Source organism: Polaribacter batillariae (assembly GCF_017498485.1).
GTDB classification, from domain to species: domain Bacteria; phylum Bacteroidota; class Bacteroidia; order Flavobacteriales; family Flavobacteriaceae; genus Polaribacter; species Polaribacter batillariae.
On sequence record NZ_CP071795.1, the window covers coordinates 2,577,783 to 2,603,041 of the forward strand.

At 30.6% G+C, this 25,259-nt stretch carries 17 protein-coding genes, 1 tRNA gene and 2 pseudogenes; 6 read left to right on the plus strand and 14 right to left on the minus strand.

The genetic code is table 11. The annotated features are described in order from the left end of the window. Positions 1–2 precede the first annotated feature (2 nt). The 7 genes from JL193_RS11400 to msrB form a co-directional block, all read right to left on the minus strand. Positions 3–398, minus strand: coding sequence for a hypothetical protein (locus JL193_RS11400; protein ID WP_207970922.1), 396 nt, complete (start codon positions 396–398; stop codon positions 3–5). A gap of 13 nt (positions 399–411) precedes the next feature. After that, on the minus strand, positions 412–1,356 hold the full coding sequence (locus JL193_RS11405) for an aldo/keto reductase (RefSeq protein WP_207970923.1): 945 nt from the start codon (positions 1,354–1,356) through the stop codon (positions 412–414). 1 nt (position 1,357) lies between these two features. Next, positions 1,358–1,609 (minus strand): peptide methionine sulfoxide reductase, encoded by a 252-nt coding sequence (locus JL193_RS11410; RefSeq protein WP_207970924.1) that lies wholly within the window; start codon positions 1,607–1,609, stop codon positions 1,358–1,360. A gap of 199 nt (positions 1,610–1,808) precedes the next feature. Continuing rightward, positions 1,809–3,365 (minus strand): protein adenylyltransferase SelO, encoded by a 1,557-nt coding sequence (locus tag JL193_RS11415; RefSeq protein WP_207970925.1) that lies wholly within the window; start codon positions 3,363–3,365, stop codon positions 1,809–1,811. Then, on the minus strand, positions 3,362–3,610 hold the full coding sequence (locus JL193_RS11420) for a glutaredoxin family protein (protein ID WP_207970926.1): 249 nt from the start codon (positions 3,608–3,610) through the stop codon (positions 3,362–3,364). The genes JL193_RS11415 and JL193_RS11420 overlap by 4 nt, the downstream gene beginning before the upstream one ends. Before the next feature lie 31 nt (positions 3,611–3,641). Then, a complete protein-coding gene (msrA, locus tag JL193_RS11425; protein ID WP_207970927.1) occupies positions 3,642–4,208 on the minus strand; it encodes a peptide-methionine (S)-S-oxide reductase MsrA in 567 nt (188 codons plus the stop codon). A 29-nt stretch (positions 4,209–4,237) separates the two neighbouring features. Further along, a complete protein-coding gene (msrB, locus tag JL193_RS11430; protein WP_207970928.1) occupies positions 4,238–4,684 on the minus strand; it encodes a peptide-methionine (R)-S-oxide reductase MsrB in 447 nt (148 codons plus the stop codon). Positions 4,685–4,870: 186 nt separating this feature from the next. On the opposite strand from msrB, the gene JL193_RS11435 reads away from it, so the two are divergent. Continuing rightward, on the plus strand, positions 4,871–6,064 hold the full coding sequence (locus JL193_RS11435) for a Pycsar system effector family protein (RefSeq protein WP_207970929.1): 1,194 nt from the start codon (positions 4,871–4,873) through the stop codon (positions 6,062–6,064). A gap of 5 nt (positions 6,065–6,069) precedes the next feature. Here the strand turns inward: JL193_RS11435 and JL193_RS11440 are convergent, their stop codons facing one another. Continuing rightward, the gene (locus JL193_RS11440; protein ID WP_207970930.1) at positions 6,070–8,457 is read right to left on the minus strand and encodes a GAF domain-containing protein; all 2,388 of its coding nucleotides are present in this window, start codon (positions 8,455–8,457) and stop codon (positions 6,070–6,072) included. A 266-nt stretch (positions 8,458–8,723) separates the two neighbouring features. Beyond that, the gene (der, locus tag JL193_RS11445; protein ID WP_207970931.1) at positions 8,724–10,034 is read right to left on the minus strand and encodes a ribosome biogenesis GTPase Der; all 1,311 of its coding nucleotides are present in this window, start codon (positions 10,032–10,034) and stop codon (positions 8,724–8,726) included. An 81-nt stretch (positions 10,035–10,115) separates the two neighbouring features. Between der and JL193_RS11450 the strand changes: the two genes are divergently transcribed. Then, complete coding sequence (locus JL193_RS11450; RefSeq protein WP_207970932.1) at positions 10,116–10,646, plus strand: GTP-binding protein; 531 nt, start codon at positions 10,116–10,118, stop codon at positions 10,644–10,646. Positions 10,647–10,780: 134 nt separating this feature from the next. On the opposite strand, the gene era is transcribed toward JL193_RS11450, so the two are convergent. Beyond that, on the minus strand, positions 10,781–11,665 hold the full coding sequence (gene era, locus JL193_RS11455) for a GTPase Era (RefSeq protein ID WP_207970933.1): 885 nt from the start codon (positions 11,663–11,665) through the stop codon (positions 10,781–10,783). 110 nt (positions 11,666–11,775) lie between these two features. Between era and JL193_RS11460 the strand changes: the two genes are divergently transcribed. The 3 genes from JL193_RS11460 to JL193_RS11470 all read left to right on the plus strand — a co-directional run bounded on the left by JL193_RS11460 (position 11,776) and on the right by JL193_RS11470 (position 15,533). Continuing rightward, positions 11,776–11,848 (plus strand) — tRNA-Met (locus tag JL193_RS11460). Positions 11,849–12,064: 216 nt separating this feature from the next. After that, positions 12,065–13,381, plus strand: a complete 1,317-nt coding sequence (gene tilS, locus JL193_RS11465) for a tRNA lysidine(34) synthetase TilS (protein WP_207970934.1) — start codon at positions 12,065–12,067, stop codon at positions 13,379–13,381. A gap of 247 nt (positions 13,382–13,628) precedes the next feature. Continuing rightward, positions 13,629–15,533, plus strand: coding sequence for a protein-disulfide reductase DsbD family protein (locus JL193_RS11470; protein ID WP_243456742.1), 1,905 nt, complete (start codon positions 13,629–13,631; stop codon positions 15,531–15,533). A 31-nt stretch (positions 15,534–15,564) separates the two neighbouring features. Here JL193_RS11470 and JL193_RS11475 read toward each other — a convergent pair. The 3 genes and pseudogenes from JL193_RS11475 to JL193_RS11485 all read right to left on the minus strand — a co-directional run bounded on the left by JL193_RS11475 (position 15,565) and on the right by JL193_RS11485 (position 22,595). Next, a pseudogene (locus tag JL193_RS11475) lies at positions 15,565–17,104 on the minus strand (YifB family Mg chelatase-like AAA ATPase). A 274-nt stretch (positions 17,105–17,378) separates the two neighbouring features. Further along, positions 17,379–19,958, minus strand: coding sequence for a phosphoenolpyruvate carboxylase (locus JL193_RS11480; protein ID WP_207970935.1), 2,580 nt, complete (start codon positions 19,956–19,958; stop codon positions 17,379–17,381). Positions 19,959–20,220: 262 nt separating this feature from the next. Continuing rightward, a pseudogene (locus JL193_RS11485) lies at positions 20,221–22,595 on the minus strand (efflux RND transporter permease subunit). Between the two features lie 603 nt (positions 22,596–23,198). On the opposite strand from JL193_RS11485, the gene trhO reads away from it, so the two are divergent. Further along, the gene (gene trhO / locus JL193_RS11490; RefSeq protein ID WP_207970936.1) at positions 23,199–24,230 is read left to right on the plus strand and encodes an oxygen-dependent tRNA uridine(34) hydroxylase TrhO; all 1,032 of its coding nucleotides are present in this window, start codon (positions 23,199–23,201) and stop codon (positions 24,228–24,230) included. Between the two features lie 293 nt (positions 24,231–24,523). Here trhO and JL193_RS11495 read toward each other — a convergent pair whose 3' ends face one another. Next, positions 24,524–25,249 carry a tetratricopeptide repeat protein gene (locus JL193_RS11495; RefSeq protein WP_207970937.1) on the minus strand — a complete coding sequence of 242 codons (726 nt, stop codon included), beginning with the start codon at positions 25,247–25,249 and terminating at the stop codon, positions 24,524–24,526. Positions 25,250–25,259 lie beyond the last annotated feature (10 nt).

Consider the following 25,259-nt stretch of genomic DNA (forward strand, 5'->3'; position numbering starts at 1 on the left):
AATTAAGAATGCAAATTTTGATTGTTTAAGAATTGGTCTTTTCTAATTTTTACGGCTCTAAAAGCATAGGTAATTAAAAAAGAAATTGCAATAAATATAAAAAAAGTACCAATGTAAAGCGTAATACTTGGAACACTAAGGGTTGAAGAGCTATCGAAAATTACCCCTAAAATACCAGACAATACGTAGCTGCCTGTAGCTAAATACAACAAAGCATTTGCACGTGTTAACAAACCCAATTGTTTTATTTTTCGTACAGAAATTTCATGCTGAAAAGCAGAACATTTTTTATTGACTAAACCATTAATTTCTGAACTTAAATTTAATAATAAAGTTACTGTAGATAAGATTAACATTCCTAAACCCGGAATAATTGTAATAGGCAAATACCAATTCATGTTTTTTAATTATTTAATTCCACTGTAATTGTTTTCTTTCTGTCCAATAAAATTTCGGAGCTATTTTAAAAGAATTTAACATTTCTATTTCTTTAAAAGAGAGTTTAAAAGTATTTAATTTTAAGTTTTCTTTTAATTGTTTAGAGTTACTTGCACCACTTAAAACGATAGAATTGGAAATGGTTTGGTTAGCATATTTTAAAGAAATAGCATCTACACCAACATTGTATTTTTTTGCCAAATTTTCTAAAACAGTATATATTTTTGAATAGTGTGGGTACTCTTTATTCCTAAAAATGCGTCCGTTTGCCAAAGCTTCTTTAATAACAATCGATTTATTTTGATTGATTAATGCTTCCGAAATTTCTCGTAAATTTTGGTCTAAAAAATTATAGGTAACTTGAAATAAATCAAATAACTGAGTTTCATCAACTAAAACATCTAACGCTTTTTTAATCACTTCTACTTGATTTGTACCAGTAGTCGTTAAACCAATTTTTAAGCTGTGTTTTTTCTTTAAAAAAGCCAATTGTTCTACAACTTCAGTATTTTTTAAAACCCCCGTTTTTAAAGTTGCAGAATGAATTTGATATACCTTTAAATAAGGCAACAATTGTTTAGAAAATTGCCATTGTTCGTTTAGCTTTGCCAAACTGTGTTCTTTTACTTCGTGAACTTTCGCATTTGCATCGAAATTTGCAGTGTATGTATATCCCCATTTTGTAGCAACTTCAATAGAATTGTCGTTTTTAGTTTGCAACCATTTTAACAATAATTCTTCTGCCAAACCATAACCTGGAGCCGTATCAAAATATCTGATTCCTAAATTATAGGCTTCTTCTAAAACAGCAAAACTTTGTTTTCTAAAAGCCTCTAAATTAGAATTATCGTAACTTTTTTGACGCACATTTATGTATTGTGGTCTTCCTAAAGCTGCTGTTCCAAGTCCTAAATTCATATTATATAATTTTAACGTTTTCTAAAAAATGAATTACTTTTTGTGCTGGCATTTCACAGGGTTTTAGCATTTCTTTTTTAGAAGTGATGTAATAATTTAAGCTAATAAAATGGGTTCCTTGCAATTGCTTGCCATAAATTTTAAAAGATTTTCCATTGTTAAAAACCTGTTTGGTAATGCTGTACTTTTCGTTTTTATAAATTCCTTCGGAATATCCTTCAGGTAATTTTTGTATGTTTTTTAGAACTTCCATGGTTGTTTTCGTTAAAATTTTTATACCTACAAGGTTGTTAAAACCTTGCAGGAGAGTTTTTAAAATGTTGCATTATACCTACAAGATTTTTAAGACCTTGCAGGTTTTTTTTATTTAAAACTGTTATTTTTAGCGAAATGTAATGAAGTCAAAAAACCTTAAATTTCTCCACAAGGTCGAAATAACAGTTTGTTACATTTTAAGAACTACAAGATAGCATAGAGCAACCCACTTTATTTCTTGCCCATTCTGGTCTTTTGGCGAACCATTTTTCGTTTTGGGGTTGTTCTTCGTATGGTTTTTTTAACAATTGAAAAAACTCATCAATTAAAGAATAATCGCCTTCATTTGCTTTGTTAATTGCCAATTGTGCCATATAGTTTCGCAACACATATTTCGGATTTACAGCATCCATTTTTTCTTTTCTTTGTTGATATGAAAGTGTTTCTTTTTTTAATCTTTCGGAATAATTTTGAAACCACAAATTCCACCTACTTTTTATTTCACCTGAAAGATCTTCAAGATGGTAAAAAGCATCTTTAATCACATTTAAAGTTAATAAAGCTTCATTCGAATTACTTAAACTTCTAAAGAAAATGGTCATGTCTGTTTCTGTCAAGTGTAAATTATCTTCTAAATCTTGTATCAATTTTAAATCCTCTTTATCATCAGTATATAAACCTAATTTAAACTGCATCATTTGTAAAGATTTTTTCTCAAAATCTACTTTATACTGGTTGAGAATTTCTTCCAGAGGTTTTGTCTCTTTAATTAGCGGATACAAGGCATTTGCCAATTGATACAAATTCCATAAGCCAATATTTGGTTGATGTCCATATCTGTAGCGTTTATTTTGACGATCTGTGGTGTTTGGTGTCCAACCAAAATCGAAACCTTCTAACCAACCATAAGGTCCATAATCGATAGTTAATCCTAAGATAGACATGTTATCGGTATTCATAACTCCATGTACAAAACCCACTCTTTGCCAATCGATTATCATCTGTAACGTTCGTTCGGAAACTTCTTTAAAAAAGTCGATGTACGTTTCTTTAGAAGGGTTTCCTAAATACGAAAAATGATATTTTATGGTATAATCTGTTAGTATTTTTAAATTTTTTACATCATTTCTTGCCGCAAAGATTTCAAAATTGCCAAAACGTAAAAAACTGGGGGCAGTTCTTGCAACAATTGCCCCTTTTTCATAGGCAGGATTTCCATCGTACAAAACATCTCGTAAAACTTGGTCTCCAGATAAACTTAAAGACAAAGCACGTGTTGTTGGTATGCCTAAATAAAACATGGCTTCGCTACATAAATATTCTCTAATAGAAGAACGCAAAACCGCCAAACCATCTGCAGTTCTAGAATAAGGAGTTTCGCCAGCACCTTTTAACTGAACCTTCCAGTTTTTATTTTCGTGTTCAATTTCAAATAGATTAATGGCTCTTCCATCACCTAGCTGTCCTGCCCAATTGCCAAATTGATGGCCTGCATAACACATGGCATAAGGTTTTGTTTCTGGATAAATTTTGTTTCCGGTAACGATATTTTTAAAAAAGTTAGTTTTAGTTTCTTCTTCGCAAATTCCTAATTCAGCTGCCATTTCTTTAGAAACATGCAACACTTTTGGGTTGGATGTTTTCTTTGGAAAAACATAAGAAAAAACAGCATTTTCTACCTGTCTTCTTGAGTTTTCTAAGTTTTTATCGGCAGGTAAATTCTCGGTAAAGGTATGTTTTATGTTTAATTTCATGTGTTTTTATCAATCCATTTTAGAAGCTCCTTATCAGAAGGATTTCTCAACTTTTTTTTGCCAATTGTAATTGTTGGAAAGTTTAATTTTCCATTTGCATACAATTTACGCAATTCTTTGGCATTTTCTAAATTTTGTTCTACATCTAAAAACGCGTAATCTAAATTACGCGTTTCTAAAAATGTTTTATAATATTGGGTTTTATGGCATCTTTCTGCGCCATAAAGTTTAATGATAGTTTTCATATTTTGTCTCCTTGAGCGCAGTCGAAAGGTTTTATGAGTTCTCGACTGCGCTCGAACTAACATCAACTAATTTATTTGCATGTAAATTTCTTAGTTTTGCCAATTTGGGTTCAATTACAAAACTACAATAACCTTGTTGTGTATTTTCTCTGTAGTAATTTTGATGCGCTTTTTCTGCTTCATAAAAAACGGGCAGTGGACTAATTTCTGTTACAATTTTATTAGAATAATAAGGCTGTATTTGTTTTACAACCTGTTTTGCAATTTTATGTTGCGTTTCGTTTTCGTAATAAATTACAGAGCGATATTGTGTACCTCTATCTGCACCTTGTTGGTTTAAGGTTGTTGGATCGTGTGTGGTCATAAAAATAACTAAAATGTCTTCAAAAGAAATTATATTTGAGTCGAATGTAATTTGAACGACTTCTGCATGACCCGTTAACCCCGAGCAAACTTCTCTATAAGTTGGTTTGCCTGGCGCATTTCCGCCTGCATAACCAGAAACTACTTTTTCTACACCTTTAACTTCTTGAAATACAGCTTCTGTACACCAAAAACAACCACCTCCTAAGGTGGCAATTTGTATATTTTTATTCATTTTTATATTAACTTTTTACAGCAAGGGGTTTAAACCCCTTGTAAAATCATAGATTCTGAATTGATACAATAACGCAATCCACTTGGTTCTGGACCATCAGGAAAAACGTGTCCCAAATGCGCGTCGCAAGTATTGCACATTACTTCTACTCGAATCATACCAAAAGAAGTGTCTTTATGATATTTAATGGCATTTTCTTTAATAGGCTGTGTAAAACTTGGCCATCCAGAACTCGAGTTGAATTTTATAGTAGAGTCGAATAATGGCGTATGACAACAAATACAATTGTATTGGCCTTCGTCGTAAATACTACATAATGCCCCACTATGTGGTCTTTCTGTTCCTTTTTGTCTTGTGATTCTAAACTGTTCTGGAGTTAGAATTTCTTTCCATTCTGCATCGGTTTTTTCTACTCTTTTGTCTGGTTTTAGATTTCCTTTTGTAGAAAATCGAATCACTTCTTTCCATGTTAGCATAAAATAATTCCTTTCTTTTTTTATTAATAATATATGCTTTGTACATAATTGTAGTCGAAAATATAGTTGTTTTCTTACAAAGAGTATTTTGTTTTGAAATACCAATAGCATTACTTAAATTTACAATATAATATACAAACCAAAGGCAATTTATTTTGACTATTTTTGTATGAAAATTAAATAATTATGACTGCATTAATTGCTGAAGTAGAAAAATTCGTCTATACTTTGTTAAGTAATGATTTACACGCAAACTATGTGTATCATAATTTGGCACACACACAAAGAGTGGTTGAAAAAACGAAAGAATTAGCAGAAAGTTTAGAAATTGTAAAGGTAGATGCAGATAATCTTGAAATTGCAGCTTGGTTTCATGATGTTGGTTATGTAAAAGGTTCTGAAAATCACGAAGAAAAAAGTGTCGAAATTGCAAAAGAGTTTTTAAAAACAAAGAATTTTTCGGAAAATAGAATGGTTGCGATTTGCGATTTAATTTTAGCAACAAAAATGAGCTATCTTCCACAAAACAGTTTGGAAAAAATTATAAAAGATGCAGATTCTTCTCACTTAGCTTCTGGAAATTTTCTCGATTATACTTCTTTGCTAAGAAGAGAATGGGAGCTTGTCTTAGGAAAAAAATACACAAATATAGAGTGGATTGAGTTAAACATTTCTTTTTTAACAAACAAACATCGGTATTATTCGGGTTTTGCTTTAAAAAACTGGAGCAAAAACAAAGAAAAAAACTTGGCCAAATTGCTAAAAAACCAAAAGAAACTTAAAAAAGAAAATAAGAAATTTAAACAGAAAAAAGTTGCTTTAGATATCAAAAAAAATAAAAGCATTGTTCCAGAACGTGGTGTAGAAACTATGTTTAGAGTTGCTCTAAGAAACCACATTACGTTAAGTGACATTGCAGATACGAAAGCCAATATTTTACTTTCTGTAAATGCCATTATTGTTTCTTTAGCCTTGTCTAATTTATTACCTAAGTTAGACAATCCTTCGAATTCTCATTTGCTAATTCCAACCACTATATTTGTTGCGTTTACGGTAATTTCTATAGTTTTATCGATAATTGCAACAAGACCTAATGTTACTGAAGGTAAATTTACTAAAGAAGATGTTTCTAATCGAAAAGTAAACCTGTTGTTTTTTGGAAATTTTCATAAAATGAAATTAGAAGACTTCGAATGGGGAATTTCAGAAATGATGACAGACAGAGAATATTTATACGGTTCTTTAACAAAAGATTTGTACTTTTTAGGATTGGTTTTAAATAGAAAGTATAAAATATTACGACTTACTTACACCGTTTTTATGATTGGAATTATTGTAAGCGTAATTGCTTTTGGAATTTCATTTAAGTTTAAGGGATAGGTTGTTTAAGCTTCAATTTGTTTTAACAAGTCGTTTAAGGTAATTGTTTTCTTTTCGTCAAAATCTTTTTGATAAATAACCTCTACTCTTAACGCTTTTAAGCCAGAAACACCTTGTAAGTCTTCTAATTCTAAAAACTCAATTTTACCCAATTGATTTTTCGACTGTAAAAAATTAATGTATTTAATATACTCTAGTGCGTCTTTGTCTTGAGAGTAAATTATGGCAATTTTTCCAGGTTGCGTAATGCGTTCTTGCGAGTTTCTAATGTGTGCTTTATCGATACGTTTTTTAATAATTTCGTAACGAATGTTGTAGGCTCCATCTACATCGAACTGTTTTTCGTCCATTCGAAATTTAATCGCCATAGAGTTGCTATGCACCAAAACCAAAGAAGCAACTCTTAAATTGTGTTGCATTTTATCTAATAAAGAAAAAGCAATATTTTCCATTTCGCACATGGTTTGCAACTGCCATAAGCGAAGGTTGTATAAATAAATTTCGTCGAATTGTTTGTCATGCGCAATCGATTGACCAATGTACATGTTAAATTCGACCCCATCTGTTTTGTACCTTTCGAAGTAATGAGGAAACATTTTTTGTGCATCTTTTTGCTTCTTATCGATAAAACTAGATAGTTTATGGTTGATAAGATTTACACTTTTTTCGTATTCTTTCCGTTTTTCGTACACAACGTTTAAATCTTCATCTAAACGATTCATGTAAATATTTACTTTTTTAGCAAGTGTTTTGTTAATGTTTTTGATGTGTTTAAAAACAGGATAAATTTCTCGCTGTAAAAAATCAAGAATGTTAATTTCGTCGCCTGCATTTAATTCGTCTTTTACATCTTTTAAATATGTAGAAACTCGAAACATTAATTCGTTATAAATGGGTAGTTTTTCTATTTTGCAAGCGTCTTTTAGAACAGAAATGGCTAAAGTAAGTTGTGTAATTAAATCTTCTCTAATGGCTTTATTTCTTGCTTCAGAAGAGCCCTTAATATCGCTTTGCCCATACAAAGGAAAAACATCGTTAAAAACAATTTCATCTAATTTTGCGTTTTCATTTGTTTGAGATTCTAAATGATATTTTTGCGCAGCTTGGTAAAAACGCCATTTTACAGAAGGGTGTATAGAGGTGTAATTTTCTTGAATGGTTGCTTCTAAAATATTTTGTCTTTCTTCTGAAGTTCTTTTTACAGCAGCTTCAAAAACAGGTACGATGTCTTTTAATTTGTTAATGTTTACAGAGTTTAAATCGTAAGCCCTTGGAGAAGCAATTTCTAATAAAGCTAAGCCTCCATTATCGTTTGCTTTAATAGGAATTAAAATAATACTTTGTATGCCTGAATTGTACAAGTTTTTATAAAACGGATTTTTATTTGTGCTTTTTCCATATTCTTCTAAATCGGAAATTACAAATGTTTCGTGGTTTATAAATACTTTTTGAATAACGTTTTGGCAAAAATAATTTGGCGAACAAATAATATGATCTTGATTATTTAAGATAATACTATTCGATTTATTTTCGACGGTTTCACATAATTTTCCATTGAATTTGTCGAAAATAGAAAAGCCTAATTTTAAGTCTCTAATACTATAAAAATCGCGCAAATTATTTTGAAGTCGAAAGATTAAATGATCTCCACCACCTAATAAATTTGCCTTTATAGAAGACAACATTTCTTCGGAGGTAACGTCAAATAAATTAATAATTCCGAAACCTTTAAAAATGTAACTACTTGGAGGAAATTTTTCTTTCCAAATATCAATATTATCAAAATTATTTAAAAGTTCTTTAAAATCTTCTTGTGTTAATTTTGGTGCGTTTTCTGTTGGGGTAATTTCTGAAAAATCGGCATTAAAGGTGGCTCTGTAGTATTTCATGGTTCCAGTTGTTTTGTCTGGAATGTCGAAATAAAAAGGCCTTTTAATATCGATATTATAACCATAAACAAACCCTAAAATAAAGGTACATGCCATTATATACATGCTTTCGTTTTCGAAATTTCTTACCGTAAATTCGTAGTCTTCTCCTGCATTTTTAATAATATTTTTAAACCGAGTTGTAAACTTAAACGAAGTAAAAGAAAAGGGAACACTTGCGGCTTTAATTTCGTTATTTAATAGCGCTTCTGGAAAAAGAGAATCTAACAATAAATTTATAGGTTCTTGATGTTTTTCTAATAAAGTGCAATCTGAAAAACCATTAATAAGTGCAGGATATTGTTTTAATACCTGAACGATTTCTTTTGCTGAAGTATGAAAAGGATGGTTTTTATTTTCGGTAAGAGCATACTTTTCAATCATTACAAAAACTTTCTTAAATGAAATGTTTAATTGTAATGGTAACTCAACATCAGAAACGAATTTTGGTCCTATAATTTTCATATTATATCTTTCTTAATCCTCTAATCTACAAAATTGTTTATAAATGGTCGTAATTTAAAGTGAATACTTTCTTATAAGTGATGGTTTTTAAAAGGAAATGGATTAATGGTATAAGCGCGTTAGGGATTGAAATGGCATCCTTTTTAGTTGTCAGTTCGAGTAAATTTGTGAAGAATGAACAAATTTGTATCGAGAACAAAACTAAAAAGATATAATGGAAAGCCCGCTCGAACGCCCAAAATAGTATAAAAAATAGTTGTTAAAATTTATTTCTGCCTAAAATAAATGGTAATTGGAACGCCCGAAAAATTGTAGATTTCTCTTAGTTTATTTTCGACAAAACGCTTGTAAGGGTCTCTAACATATTGTGGTAAATTGCAGAAAAACGCAAACTGAGGTGTTTGTGTTGGCAACTGCATGCAATATTTAATTTTTACGTATTTTCCTTTAATTGCTGGTGGTGGGTAACTTTTTACAATGTCTAACATGGCATCGTTAAACTTACTTGTAGGAATTTTATTTTTTCTGTTTTCGAAAACTTCAACAGCGGTTTCGATGGCTTTAAAAATGCGTTGTTTTGTTAAAGCAGAAATAAATACAATTGGCACGTCTGTAAAAGGCTCGATTTGCTTGCGAACCATTGCTTCGAAATCGCGCATGGTATTGGTTTCTTTTTCTACCAAATCCCACTTATTAATTAAAATAACGATTCCTTTTCTGTTTTTTTCTGCCAACCAAAATATATTTTGGTCTTGTCCTTCGAAACCACGTGTGGCATCGACCACCAAAATAATAACATCTGCATATTCGATAGAACGCACAGCTCGCATTACAGAGTAGAATTCTAAATCTTCTTTTACTTTCGATTTTTTTCTGATTCCTGCTGTGTCTATCAAATTAAAATCGAAGCCAAACCTGTTGTATTTGGTATCTATAGAATCTCTTGTGGTGCCAGCAATGTTGGTTACGATGTTTCTGTCTTCGCCAATTAATGCGTTTATAAAAGAAGATTTTCCTGCATTTGGTCGCCCAACAACAGCAAATCTTGGTAATTCTTTTTTTTCTAAATCTACTTCTTCTGGTGCTGGCATTTTTTCTGCCAAAGCATCTAATAAATCTCCAGTTCCACTTCCGTTAATGGAAGAAATGGTATGATAATCTCCTAAGCCAAGATTGTAAAATTCTACAGCATCTGCATCTCGCATGGCATTATCTACTTTATTAACGGTAAGAAAAATGGGTTTTTTTACTTTGCGAAGTAGTTTTGCAACTTCGGCATCCATAGGCGTTATACCTTCTTCTACATCGACTACAAAAACAATTACATCGGCTTCTTCTATGGCCAGTTTTACTTGTTTTCTAATTTCTTCTTCGAAAATATCATCAGAACCAATTGCATAACCACCAGTGTCTATTACAGAAAATTCTTTTCCATTCCAGTCAGATTTTCCATAATGCCTATCTCTTGTTACTCCACTTACAGAATCTACAATTGCTTCTCTACGCTGTACTAATCTATTAAAAAGTGTTGATTTTCCTACATTTGGTCTTCCTACAATGGCAACAATGCTATTCATTTGAATTTAATTTTTTGCAAAGATACAATTTACTGTATGATAATTAATTGTAATTTTAGGGAGTTGTAAAATCAGTTTTTTATGAGTGATAAAAAAACACTTCTTATTGAAAAAAGAAATAGCGAATTATTTCTTAGACCACGATTTTCTATTAATTTGGAAGAAAATGCCGAGGTTATATTAAGTAGATTTTCGGAAGCATTTCAAAAAGGCAATCACTTGTTTAGAGGAAGCATTGTAGATGGGCATATTTTTATAAGTGTTCCTAAAAAAGAAGAGCATTTTTGGTCGCCACAATTGCATTTAGAAATTATAGAAAAAGAGAATAACAACTGCGAATTAAAGGGTTTATTTGGGCCAAAACCACAAGTTTGGACGCTTTTTATGTTCGTACATTTTGTATTAGGAATTTCTTTTTTAGGTTTTTGTGTGTTGTTATACACGAGACTTTCGTTAGACGAATCGCTTCTTTTACCTATTATAATGTTGATTGCTTTGCCGCTAATTTGGGTATTACTCTATTTTTTAGGACAAATAGGAAAAGATACTGGAAAGTCTCAAATGAAAAATTTACACGATTTTATGTTGCGTACCATTTATCATTTGAAATAAGCATAATAAAACGCTTTTTTAATGGTTATTTTTTGCAATAATTTTAAAACAGGGAATGGTATAAACAACTTTAAAAAAGTTGTTTAACATGTACAAAACTACTTGTAGAACGCAGTAGAAATGCCATTAAACAGCTATTTTTGATTGTACCCAAAGCGTTTTAACTGATTTTTATCGCTTCTCCAGTTTTTATTTACTTTTACATAGAGTTCTATAAACACCTTTTTCTCGAAAAATTTTTCTAAATCTTTTCGTGCTTCTGCACCCACTCTTTTAATTGCAGCACCTTTGTGGCCTATAATAATTCCTTTTTGTGTTTCGCGTTCTACCATAATTACAGAGCGAATACGAACAATATGTTCTTTTTCGATAAATTCTTCGGTTTCTACTTCTACCGAATACGGAATTTCTTTTTTGTAATGCATTAGAATTTTTTCTCTAATTTTTTCATTCACAAAAAAACGTTCTGGTTTGTCTGTTAATTGGTCTTTAGGATAAAAAGCAGGTCCTTCTGGCAACAATTCTTTTATTTTTTCGAAAACGAAAGTAATGTTAAAGCCTTCTAAGGCAGATATTACAAAAACACTTGCATTGGGTACTTTGTTTTTCCAGTATTCAATTTTTTCTTCTACTGCATCTTGCGAAGAGGTGTCTATTTTATTCAATAATAAAATCACAGGAATTTTACTATGAACAATTTTATTAAAAAAGGCTTCGTTTTTTAATTCTTTTTCGCCCACTTCTACCATGTAAATTAAAATATCTGCATCTTCAAAGGCAGATTTTACGAAATCCATCATAGAAGATTGCAGTTCGTATGCTGGTTTTATGATTCCTGGAGTGTCTGAAAATACAATTTGATAATTTTCGTCATTTACAATTCCTAAAATTCGATGTCTTGTTGTTTGCGCTTTTGGGGTAATAATAGAGAGTTTTTCGCCTACTAACGCGTTCATTAATGTAGATTTACCAACATTAGGATTTCCAATAATATTTACAAAACCAGCTTTATGTGTCATACTGCAAAGATAAATTCTTTTTATGCTTGATTCAATTTTAGTTGATTAAAAAATAATTAAGATAAAATTTGGTAATTACTTACTTTGTGTTGTATATTTGCAATCCAAATCGCGGGATAGAGCAGTAGGTAGCTCGTCGGGCTCATAACCCGAAGGTCACAGGTTCGAGTCCTGTTCCCGCTACTAAATAAAGCCATTGATTATCAGTATAAAAACTGTAAATTAATGGCTTTTTTACTTGATAAAATAAACAGTAGCAATAAATTTTTTTAAAGATTGATGAATCTTTTTTGCACAGAACTGAAGATTAATACTGTTACTGTTTAACCCAAAAAAGGTTTAAAATCCTTTTTTGGGCTGTTCAGTTTCTTTAATAATTGATTACTTTTAAAACCGAAAATGCTTCAAAAATTCAAAGAACATATTAATAAAAAGTTTCCTTTTTTAAAGAAACAAAAAATATTAATCGCCATTTCTGGGGGAGTAGATTCTGTGGTTTTAACACATCTTTTAAAGCAATTAAATTTCGATATTTCTTTGGCGCATTGTAACTTTAACCTACGAGAAAAAGAAAGCGATTTAGATGAAGAGTTTGTAAAGAATTTATCAAAAAAAATAAGTATTGATTGTTTTACGACTTCGTTCGAAACCAAAGAGATTTCAAAAAAAAACAAAGAATCTGTTCAAATAACGGCAAGAAATTTACGCTATAAATGGTTTCAAAAATTAATAAAAGAAAATAACTTCGATGTTGTTTTAACAGCCCATCATTTAGACGATTATTTAGAAACTTTTTTAATCAACTTAACACGCGGAACAGGTTTAGAAGGTTTTACTGGAATCCCAGAAATTAATGGAAATATTGTACGTCCGCTTTTGGTATTTTCTCGTGAAGAAATTATCGATTTTGCTATTAAAAATAATATCGATTGGCGAGAAGATAAAAGCAATGCTTCTACAAAATATATTCGGAATAAAATTAGGCATCAAATAATTCCGGTTTTAAAGGAAATAAACCCTAGTTTGCTAGAAACATTTTCTAAAACAGTTGAAAATTTAAAAGAGAGTCAGCAAATTATCGACGATAAGATTGCTGCTGTTTCTAAAGAAATTATTTTAAAAAAAGAGAACCTTTTAAAGTTTAATGTTTCTAAAATACGACAATTATCAAATCCGAAGGCGTACTTATATCAACTTTTAAAAAAATATAATTTTACAGAATGGAACGATGTTTCTCAGTTACTTATCGCACAAACTGGTAAACAATTGTTTTCTAAAACACATGTTTTATTAAAAGATAGAGATTTTTTAATTCTTTCTAAAATTGATAAAAAAACTACGAAAACAACTTATTTTATTGAGAAAAACATTTCTAAAATTACACAACCACTTTGTCTTACCATCGAAAAAGCAACAGAAACTTCCGAAGAAACTAAGAATATTATTTTCGTAGAGGAAGAAGGTTTAGAATTTCCATTAATTGTACGAAAATGGCAAAATGGCGATTATTTTTATCCAAAAGGAATGCAAGGCAAAAAGAAACTGAGTAAATATTTTAAAGACGAAAAAATGTCGCTTCTAGAAAAAGAACAAACGTGGTTACTTTGCAATAACAACAACGATATTATTTGGGTTATTGGCAAAAGACAAGATCGCAGGTTCTCTGTTAAAAATATGCCAAAAACTATTAAAATTAGTCTTCTAAATTCTTTGTAAAGAAGGTTTTTGTATCTTTATGGCTTTACAAAACACTAAATACTCATAAAAAAAAATTGGCCTTTTTATTAGCAATTATAACAATGGTTTCTTGTGAAGCCGAAAACCTTGAAACAAAAAGGTAGAAGATATTTTAAATGAACTAAATCTTTAATATTTTACATATTAAGTTACTTATGAAAAAAGTTTTTTCTTTTTTTTTATTCTTTCTTACACTTTCTATTTTTCTCAAACAGAAGAAAATCCAGTGGTTTGGAAATCGTCCATTAATAAAGTTTCAGAAACCGAATACGATGTTATTTTTGAAGCAACTATTCTAAAAGAATGGCATTTATACTCTCAATACAATCCAGAAGATGCCTCTTTACCTTTAGAAATTAACTGTTACTCAGATAAAAATGTAGGTTATAAGTTAATTGGTAAAGCCAAAGAAAGTGAAACATTTAAAGAATATACAGAAATTTGGGAAAAAGAAGAAGTTTTCTTTAAAGGTAGCGCTACATTAACACAAAGGGTTTTAATTACAGATCCTTTAATTACCACAATAAAACTAAATGTAGTGGGGCAAGTTTGTAAAGAAGCCTGCATTCAAATAGATGAAGTGTTTACTTTTTCTCTTAAAGAAAATAAAGAGGTAATAGAAACGGTTTCTTTAGATGAAAAAAGCAAACTTTTATCTAAAAAATTAAAGTTAAATTTAAAAAATACAGCACTTTTAAAACCAACTTCTAAAGAAGAATCAGAATCTAATAGTTCTTTATTTAATATCTTTTTACTAGGTTTTGCAGGTGGTTTATTAGCCCTTTTAACACCTTGTGTTTTTCCAATGATTCCTTTAACAGTCTCATTTTTTACAAAGCAATCTCAAAGTAAAAACAAAGGAATATCCAATGCTATTTTATACGGAGTTTTTATTGTAGTTATTTATATTTTACTAAGTTTACCTTTTCATTTTTTAGATAGTTTAGACCCAGAAATTCTAAATACCATCTCTACAAATATTTGGTTAAATATTTTCTTTTTTGCAATATTGGTGTTTTTTGCAGGTTCTTTTTTTGGTTATTACGAAATTACATTGCCAAGTTCTTGGGGAAATAAAATAGATGCTGCTTCGAGTATAGGAGGTATTATAGGTATTTTCTTTATGGCAGTAACATTGGCTATTGTATCTTTTTCTTGTACGGGGCCCATTTTAGGTTCTTTATTGGCAGGTTCTTTAACTTCAGATGGTGGCGCCATGCAACTTACTGCAGGAATGGCTGGTTTTGGTGTAGCCTTAGCCTTGCCTTTTGCCTTATTTGCACTGTTTCCTAGTTGGTTAAATTCGTTACCAAAATCTGGCGGATGGTTAAACACAACCAAAGTAGTTCTAGGGTTCTTAGAATTGGCATTGGCATTTAAGTTTTTATCAAACTCCGATTTAGTAGGGCATTGGAACCTTTTAAAACGTGAAATTTTTATTGGAATTTGGATTGTTATTTTCTTTGGTCTTGGATTGTATCTTTTAGGTAAAATTAAATTCCCTCATGATTCTCCTAGTAAAAAATTCTCTTTTTCTAGAATTTCATTTGGTATTCTGGTAATGGCTTTTGTGGTGTATTTAATTCCAGGAACTTTTAAAAACCCAACTTGGAATTTAAATGCGTTAAGTGGTTTTCCTCCTCCGCAATTTTATAGCATTTACGAACAAGCAAGCGAATGTCCTTTAGGTTTAAATTGTTATAAAGATTTTGATGAAGGTCTCGCTGTTGCAAAACAAGTTAACAAACCTATTTTATTAGATTTTACAGGTTGGGCTTGTGTAAATTGTCGTAAAATGGAAGAAAATGTTTGGAGCAATCCAGAAATATACAGCATTCTTAAAAACGAGTATATTTTAATTTCTTTATATGTAGATGATAACGAAAAGAAACTGCCAGAAGACGCCCAATTCGATTTTAAAAAAGCAAATGGTAAAATTAAGAAGATACGAACTTATGGAGATAAATGGTCCACTTTTCAGGTAGTTAATTTTAAAAATGCTTCTCAACCTTACTACGTGTTAATGAATGCCAATTTAGAAATTCTAAACACACCTCAACAATACACAGATATCGAGACTTACAAAGATTGGTTACAAAAAGGAATTGAAAACTATAGAAAATCTCAATAATTTATCTCAAACAATAAATGGTATAAGTTTTTTATCCCAGCCAACCATCTCTGTCTAAACTTCTATATTGAATTGCCTCTGCAATATGGTCTGGAGAAATTGCTTTTGAGTTTGCCAAATCTGCAATAGTTCTAGCAACTTTTAAAATGCGGTCGTAAGCTCTTGCAGAAAGATTTAATTTTTCCATCGCAGTTTTTAAAAGAGTTAAACTTTCGTCAGATAATTTACAGAATTTTCTTATCTGCTTTACATTCATTTGAGCATTGTAATGTATGTTTTCAAATTCTTCGAAACGTTTAGATTGTATTTCTCTAGATGCTATAACACGTTTTCTAATTTCAACAGAAGATTCTCCTTTTCTTTCTTCAGATAGTTTTTCGAAAGGAACAGGAGTTACTTCTATATGAATGTCGATTCTATCTAAAAGCGGGCCAGAAATTTTACTTAAATAGCGTTGCATTTCTTGTGGAGTAGAGGTCATTGGAGAGTTTGGGTCATTAAAAAAACCACTAGGACTTGGATTCATGCTAGCAACCAACATAAAACTACATGGATAAGTTACTGTAAACTTTGCCCTAGAAATGGTAACGTCTCTATCTTCTAAAGGTTGGCGCATTACTTCTAAAACCTCTCTCTTAAATTCTGGCAATTCATCTAAAAATAAGACTCCATTGTGAGAAAGCGAAATTTCTCCAGGTTTTGGATATTGACCACCACCAACTAAAGCTACATTCGATATGGTATGATGTGGGCTTCTAAAAGGTCGTTGGTACATTAAGCCTTCGTTTTTAGTTAGTTTTGCCAACCACAGAATGAATTTTTGTGGTTTCTAAAGCTTCATGCAAAGTCATGGGGGGTAAAATAGAAGGTAATCGTTTTGCTAACATGGTTTTTCCAGATCCTGGAGGACCAATTAAAATAATATTATGCCCACCAGCCGCCGCAATTTCCATACAACGTTTTATAGATTCTTGCCCTTTTACGTCAGAAAAATCGAATTCTGGAAAATCTATTTTTTTATAAAACTCTGCTCTTGTATCTACAATGGTGGGTTCAATTTTTTTATGATTATTAAAATGATCAATCACTTCCATAGTATTCTCTACGCCTAAAACCTCTAAATCGCTTACAATGGCAGCTTCTTTTGCATTTTCTTTTGGAAGAATAAAGTGTTTAAAACCTTCTTCACGCGCTTTTATTGCCATTGGCAAAACACCTCTTATGGGTTGCAAACTTCCATCTAAAGAAAGCTCACCCATAATAATATATTCGTTAATATTCGTAGATTGTATTTGGTTGGAAGCTGCTAAAATACCAATAGCTAAAGTTAAATCATAAGCAGCACCTTCTTTACGAATGTCTGCAGGTGCCATATTTATAATTATTTTTTTACCTGGAAGTTTGTAGTTGTTATTATTTAAAGCCGCAGAAATTCGAAAAGAACTTTCGCGAACAGCATTGTCTGGTAAACCTACTAAATGATAACCAACACCTTTATCGATATTTACTTCCACCGTAATTGTGGTTGCTTCTATGCCAAAAACAGCAGAACCAAAAACTTTAATGAGCATATTTTTTTCTTTTGGTTTAAAGATAGAGAAAAAATGACTATTGATACCATTTACCATTTGAAAATCCTGTAATAAATCGCCTTTTTTTTCTTTCTATTTCAGAATAAAAAAAACCGTAGTTAAGGCTATGCTTTCGTTTTCTTCTTTATATAAAGAAAAAAAAATCATCAATTTCTTTTCCAGTAATTTTAAACAATAACAGGTATGAATTAAAATATCAATATATAATTGTGAATCAAATTTTAATATTTGGTAGAAGTGTTATCATTCGATTTTAGGCCGAATTTCTACTCGCATTAATATTTCCAAAAAGCGAACGCATTACCATTTTTTCGAAAATTTCTAATTGTTCTAAGTTTGCTTCACTTTTTTGCAATTCTTGAATTTTCTTTAAAGCATATTGCTGTATCGTTAATAAAGGCAAAACAATTTGTTCTCTAATTTCAATAGAAGCTTTTCCTACTGGAAAATTTTCCATCAATTCTTTATGTCCGGCCAACTTTAGTAACAACCTTTTTGTGGTTTTATATTCTTCGTGAATTAGTTTCCAGAATTCGCCAAACTCTTTGTCGTCAGCCATGTATGCTGTTAATTCGAAGAAAGATTTTGTTAAACTCATCATACTATTTTCAAGCAAGGTTTTAAAGAAATCTGAGGCATTGTAAAAATCTACAATTTCATCAAAACGATTGGCGTCTTCATACTTTTTTAATGCAGTTCCAACTCCAAAAAAACCAGGAACGTTTTGCTTTAACTGGCTCCAACTTCCTACAAAAGGTATTGCTCTTAGTGCAGAAAAATCTAAAGTATCGGAATTAGAACGTTTACTTGGCCTGCTTCCAATATTGGTTTTCGCATAGTATTTTAACGTACTCATTTTCTCTAAATACGGTAAAAACTTCGGATGTTTTTTAAAATCTACATAAGCTTTGTAACTTGTTGTTGCTAAATCGTCTATTAATTCTCTATGCTTATTATTTAACTGATCTTTGGTAAAAACTTCGTTTTTAATTCCAGAACTTACTAATTGTTCTAGGTTGTATTGTGCAGAATCTTTAGTACCAAAATTAGAACTAATTGTTTGGCCTTGTATTGTTAATTGAATTTCTTTGTCTTCGATTGTTGGTCCTAAAGATGCGTAAAATTGATGTGTTTTTCCACCTCCACGTGCAGGTGGTCCTCCACGTCCGTCAAAGAAAATTACTTCGATATCAAACTCTCTAGAAACTTTTGTAAGCGCTTCTTTGGCTTTAAAAATCCCCCAGTTTGCCATTAAATAACCACCATCTTTGGTCCCGTCAGAAAAACCTAACATAATGGTTTGTTTGTTTTTTCTTTTCGATAAATGGTGTCTGTAAACTCTATTCGAATATAAGGTTCGCATTACAGTTTCTGCATTAATTAAATCTTCTACAGTTTCAAAAAGCGGAATTACATCTACTGGCAATTCGTTTTCGAAACCACATAAGTTTAACATGGCAAAAGTTTCCATTACGTTTAAAGCTGTTTGGTTATTGCTAATAATGTAACGATTTGCACCACGTTCTCCGTTTCTAGATTGAATTTCTTTTAATGCATACATCGATTCGATTGTTTTTACTGAAATCTCGTCTGTTAAATTGGCAGGATCTATATTTCCTTTTACCAAAGAAAGAATTTCTATTTGCTCTTCTTCGGAAAGATGTAAGTAGTTTTTTGGAAATGTAGTGTCGCCCATTTGCTGCATGTCTTTTACAATTTGTGTAAATGCTGTATGGTGCACTCGACTGTCTTGTCTAATATCTAAAGTTGCAAAATGGAAACCGAATATTCTAACTTTATTTATAAAATCATTCAGCTCATCAATAAATAAAGATTGATGTTTCGTTTCTATAATTTCTCTCGCTTTTTCTAATTCTTCTAATAATATTTTTTGATTAAAGTTTACTTTCGTGTAACTTCTAACAACGTGTTTATAGAGTCTTTTTTCAATTTTTAATAAAATTTCTTGAACCCCATCAAACGTAAAACGTCTTTTTAATCTTCTTACATCTCTATAGTAATTTCTTAAAATAGTTTGGCGCAATCGCTCTGCAACATCTAATGTAATTTTTGTGGTTACAAATGGGTTGCCATCTCTATCTCCTCCAGGCCAAAAACCTAAATCTATAATTTCGTTATCGATTGGTTTTCCATCGTAAACATTGTTTTGAATGTAGTTATAGATTTTAGATACAGAATCGTAAAATACATTTTCTAAGTACCAAATTAAACTTACAGCTTCATCAAAAGGAGAAGGTTTTGTTTTTTTATAAAAAGGTGTTTTTCCTAATTGTGCTAGTAAGTTTTTAATTAAAAGTAAATCGTCGTTTTGTATGGCTTTGTCTAAATCTGTAATAATTCCTAAAACAGATCCAGGGTAAAATTGTGTTGGATGCGCTGTTAAAACTACGCGTACTTTAAATTCTTCTAAATAGGCTTTTAATTCTTCTTTTTTATCTCCTAAAATAGCGATTTCTTTAGAATTTCTTAGAGTTCCAATTCCATCCATATTATTTACAATAGGAAATGCAGCGTCTTCAATAGCATCAAATAAAACAACTTGACGTTCTATATACTGTATAAAGCGAAATAATAAATCGGTTTTTTCTTTTTCGGTAGGATTTTCTTGATATTTCCTAAAAAATGTTTCTACAATTTCGGTAGGGTTTTTACCTTCTTGAAAGCCTTTTTTACATACTTTGTGAAATAATGGTAAGAAAACACCAGTATTACTTATCGTATCGAAAGGTAAAGTCATAAAAATACTGTTGTAAATTTGGTATTTAGACAACACATTTTCATTAAAGCGCGAAAGTTTTGGTAATGCAGACATTTTTTATAAATTTTATAAGGTAAAGCTACAAAAAAGGACGGTTACAAAACTTAGGTTTATCGTAATAATTAGCTATTTAATTACGAAAACAATATAAATTTAGGCTGTATTTTTATAAAATAATAAAATCTAGAATTGTTACTTATTTTAAAGTAAGGCTACTTTTTATTTTAAAATGAAGTTTCTATCTCTTTGTTAATATTATTGATAACTTGAATTTACCGAAAAAAAATGATAATTCAATTGTAAAAATAGTACAGTTTTACTTTTTTAAATCATCATCTTTTGTAGGAAAAATCTTCATAGCTGGTTCTTTAAATACCTTTTTATTGGCAATTTTCTTTTCAAAAGTTAGCAGTAACGAAGGCAATAGTAACAAGTTAGAAACCATTGCTAATAAAAGGGTTACAGAAACCAAGCCGCCCAAAGCAATTGTGCCTCCAAAACTAGATAAGGTAAATACCAAAAAACCGAAAAACAATACAATAGAAGTGTAAAACATACTTACTCCTGTTTCACGTAAGGCTGCATATACAGAAGGTTTAATTTTCCATTTGTTGGCGATTAATTCTTGCCTGTATTTTGCCAAAAAATGAATGGTATCATCTACAGAAATACCAAATGCAATACTAAATACTAAAATGGTAGATGGTTTTATAGGAATGTTTAAAAAACCCATTAATCCTGCTGTAATTAGTAGTGGAAGCATATTCGGAATTAGGGAAATTAAAATCATTTGTGGAGATCGAAACATCCAAGCCATAAAAATGGCAATTAATAAAATGGCTAATGATAAAGAAATTACTAAATTTTTAATTAAATAATTGGTTCCTTTGATAAACACTAATGCTTTTCCTGTTAAAGAAACCGAATATTTATTGGAAGGAAATTCTTTTGCAATTACCGCTTTTAACCGTTCTTGAATAACGTCCATTTTATCGGTACCAATGTCTTTCATAAACGTGGTAATTCTTGCATAACGTCCTGTAGAATCTACAAAGGTTTTTAGCATTCCAGCATCGTTATTAGAATTTTTGGTATAGGCAAAAATACTAGATTGTTCTTGGTTTGTAGGTAATTGATAGTATTTTGGGTTTCCTAAATAAAAGGCTTGTTTTGAGTATTTTACTAAGTTTACAATAGAAATGGGTTTCGATAATTCTGGAAAAGTTTCTATGGCTTCGTTTAGTTTTTCCATCTTTTTTAGGGTGGAAAGTTTCATAACGCCTTTGTCTTTTTTCGTATCAATTAAAATTTCTAAAGGCATAATGCCACCAAATTCTTTTTCGAAAAATTTAATGTCTTTATAGAAGTCCATTTTTTAGGCATATCTTCAATAAGACTTCCAGACACACGAATCATATACACACCAATAATTCCTAAAACAATGGCAACAACTGTTGTAAAATAAATGGTAATTCTTTGGTTGCGTACCATTTTTTCCATCCAATCTACTACATTTTCAATCCATCTTTTTTCAAGGTGGTTTAAATGTTTTTTCTTTGGAAGTGGCATAAAGCTGTAAATAATCGGAATAATTAGCAAAGCCAAAATAAAAATACTAATAATGTTTACGGAAGCTAAAATTCCGAATTCGCGTAGTAAATTACTTTTTACAAAAACAAAGGTGGCAAAACCAGATGCAGTTGTAATATTGGTCATTAATGTGGCATTCCCAATTTTCGCAATTACACGTTGTAATGCTTTTGCTTGCTGACCGTGTTTTTTTATTTCTTGCTGATATTTATTGATTAGAAAAACGGCATTGGGAACTCCGATTACAATAATTAAAGGTGGTATTAAGGCCGATAAAACTGTAATTTCGTATCGAAACAAACCAATAAAGCCAAATGCCCAAATAACACCAATTAAAACAACCAATAAAGTAATAAATGTTGCTCTGTAAGAACGAAAAAAGAAAAAGAAAATAAGTGCGGTAATACCTAAAGCACCAACAACAAAGAGAATAATTTCATCTTGAATGTTTTGTGCATTTAGTGTTCTAATGTAAGGCATTCCAGAAACACGAACATGCAAGTTGTTTTCTTTTTCGAATTTTTTTATGGAAGGAATTAAAACATCAAAAATAAAATCTCTACGTTTTGGCGTATTTATAATTTCTTTTTTTATATAAATAGCGGTTTGTAAAGTTCCTGTTTTTTTGTTGTATAAAAGATTGTCGTAAAAAGGAAGCTTTTCGAAAAGTTGTTTTTTTATTGCATTTACTTCTTTAGAAGTTGTAGGGTCTTTCTCGTATAAAGGTTCTAAAACAAATTTTCGTTTTTTTCTATCGGCTTTTAGTTTTTGAACATCGGCAATAGAAATGGTAAAATCTATTTCGTTTCTTTCGTCGAATTGTTCTACTAATTTATTCCAAGCATTAAATTTTTGGGGTGTAAAAACGGTAGTATCTTTAACTCCAAGAATTACTAAGTTTCCTTCTTCGCCAAAAATTTCGAGGAATTTATTGTACTCTACATTGGCGATATGATCTTCTGGTAATAGGTTTGCTTCTGTATATGAAAACTTCATATACTTCATTTGAGATGCTAATAAACCTGTTATTATGGCAATTATTAATAAAACTAAATAGCGGTTTCTTAAGATGAGACCCGCTGCTTTTGTCCAAAAATTCATTAAAAAGTATTTGTAACAAAGGTAAGTAAATTAGAAAGGTAAGAAGAAAAAAAAATAAGGGTTTTAAAAAACACTCTTTTCTATTTTGTTTGCTAAAAGTTGGTAAATAAGTTTAGTGCAGGTTGAAACGGTATATTTTTTTCTTTTTCCAACAAAATATTTCCGTTTTTATTTCTGTCATATTTAATTTTTTTAACTTCAAGTTAGCGAAAATTATTTCGTCTTTCTTACAAGCATCATTATAACCTATTTTAATTCGGTTTGCATTGCACATATTCTTTGTTCTTTTCCTACCTCCAAATAATAAAAGAAATAAACATAAAAAATAGCAATATAGTTGTTTTATTTACTTCATTTTAAATTAACACCAGCATATTTTTGTATGCCTTGTTGTGTTTGTTTCGCATAAATTTAGCAAATAATTAAGGGATGGAAAATCTGTATGAATTTTTATAAGTTGGCTAAAAGCAATCGATAAAATGTACCTACTTTTCGGCAATTATTTGTAATTTTGCAGCTCATAGAAATTAATCATTAACACCAATTGTTGTTTAAAATTACGGTAATTTTAAATAGTAAATGGTATAACTAAAAAAGTATAGCATGCAACTGTACAATAAGTTAAGCGCGAAAGAGCGCGCAGCATTAATTGATGAAGCTGGTAAAGATCGCCTCACAATTTCTTTTTATCAATATCATAAGATAGAAAACCCACAATTACTTAGAAATAAATTGTTTTTAGAATGGAACGCTTTAGATGTTTTAGGAAGAATTTATGTTTCCTACGAAGGTATAAATGCGCAATTATCTGTTCCGTCAGAGAATTTATATGCCTTAAAAGACCAGTTAGATAGCATTTCTTTTTTGAAAGATATTCGTTTAAATATTGCTATCGAACAAGACAATAAGTCTTTTTTAAAGCTAAAAGTAAAAGTAAGAGACAAAATTGTAGCAGATGGTTTAAATGACGAAACGTTTGATGTTACCAATAAAGGAGTGCATTTAAACGCAAAGGAATTTAACGAAATGCTGGCAAATCCAGATACAATTTGCGTAGATATGCGAAATCATTACGAGAGTGAGATTGGGCATTTCGATGGCGCAATAACTCCAGATGTAGATACGTTTAGAGATTCTTTAGACATTATCGAAGAAGATTTAAAAGACAATAAAGAAGATAAAAATTTATTGATGTATTGTACTGGCGGAATTCGTTGCGAAAAAGCATCTGCCTATTACAAACACAAAGGTTTTAAAAATGTTTTTCAGCTCGAAGGAGGTATTATAGAATACACGCGCCAGGTAAAAGCAGAAGGAATAGAGAATAAGTTTATTGGTAAAAATTTTGTGTTCGACCATCGAAGAGCAGAAAAAATAACCGACGACGTTATTTCTAACTGCCACCAATGTGGCAAACCATGCAACACACATACAAATTGCGCAAACGAAGGTTGTCATTTATTATTTATACAATGCGACGAATGTTCGGAAGCGATGGAAAATACCTGTTCTACAGATTGCCAAGAAATAATTCATTTGTCTTATGAAGCACAAAAAGAACTTCGAAAAGGAAAGAGAAATAGCAATAAAATTTTTAAAAAAGGACGTTCGGAAGTTCTAAAATTTAAAAAATAAAACATACGAAAAATAGCACTAATGAGGCTTCGTTTGATATCTTTAGCCCACAATAAGTTCGGATTGATATTGTAAATTGAACGTAGTCGAGAAATATTATTTTTCCCAAAAATAGTTATTTGCTAAGTACAAGTCTCTCTAAATATTAGGGTTTGTAACGAATACATTAGCTGCATAATTATCTATAAGTAAATATAAACTGAATAGAAAATCTACAGCAATTTTGGCAAGCAGCCGCGATAGCAATTAATTTTAACAGCTTGCGTTTGTTTTTTAATTAATATCGTGCTTTGTTATTTATTTTCAGTTAACCATTTTTTGGACTCATCAATATACCAATTTTCAGAAAAATTCTTAGCATTTACGATACTTTCAAAATGGTATTTTGCTTTTTCTTTGTTTCCTTTTCGAGAATAAAATGTTCCAAGATAAGAGTGGATGTAAGGGTTATTGGGTTCTTGTTCTAATAGCTTTTTTCCAATAGTTTCTATTTGAGTGTCAAAATCATTAAACTCGCTATGTGCTGCATCTTTTAAGAGTAAAAGCGTATGTAAAAGATTTAAGTCGGCATATTCCAAATAGTTTAGATTCTTTGTAAAGACGTGTTTTAATAGTTTTACACTTGATTGCAATTTTTCAGGGTTAAATCTTGCCATATACGATTCTGCAAGTGCTTGTCCTAAAATTTTTTTTCTGAAAAACTCATTATTTGAAAAACCTTCGGATATCGCATCTTGTTTTTCGAATAAAGGCATATCTGTTAATCCAAGCATATAATTTTTTAGAAAACTAAGAACAAACAAAGAAGAAGTAGCATCTCCGTTAATAAGCCTTGCAGGGTTGCTTAAAAGATTGTTGTTAGCCAGTAAGGTTAAAGTAATATTTTCTGAAGGAATTTTTAGTAATAGACTAGAATAACAACCATATTGCCCATAAGACCATACCAATTTTAAGTTCTTAAATTGCTGATTGAAAATTCCATATCCGTATGGCAAATCTTTTTTAAAAGAAGAAAACATTAAATCTTTC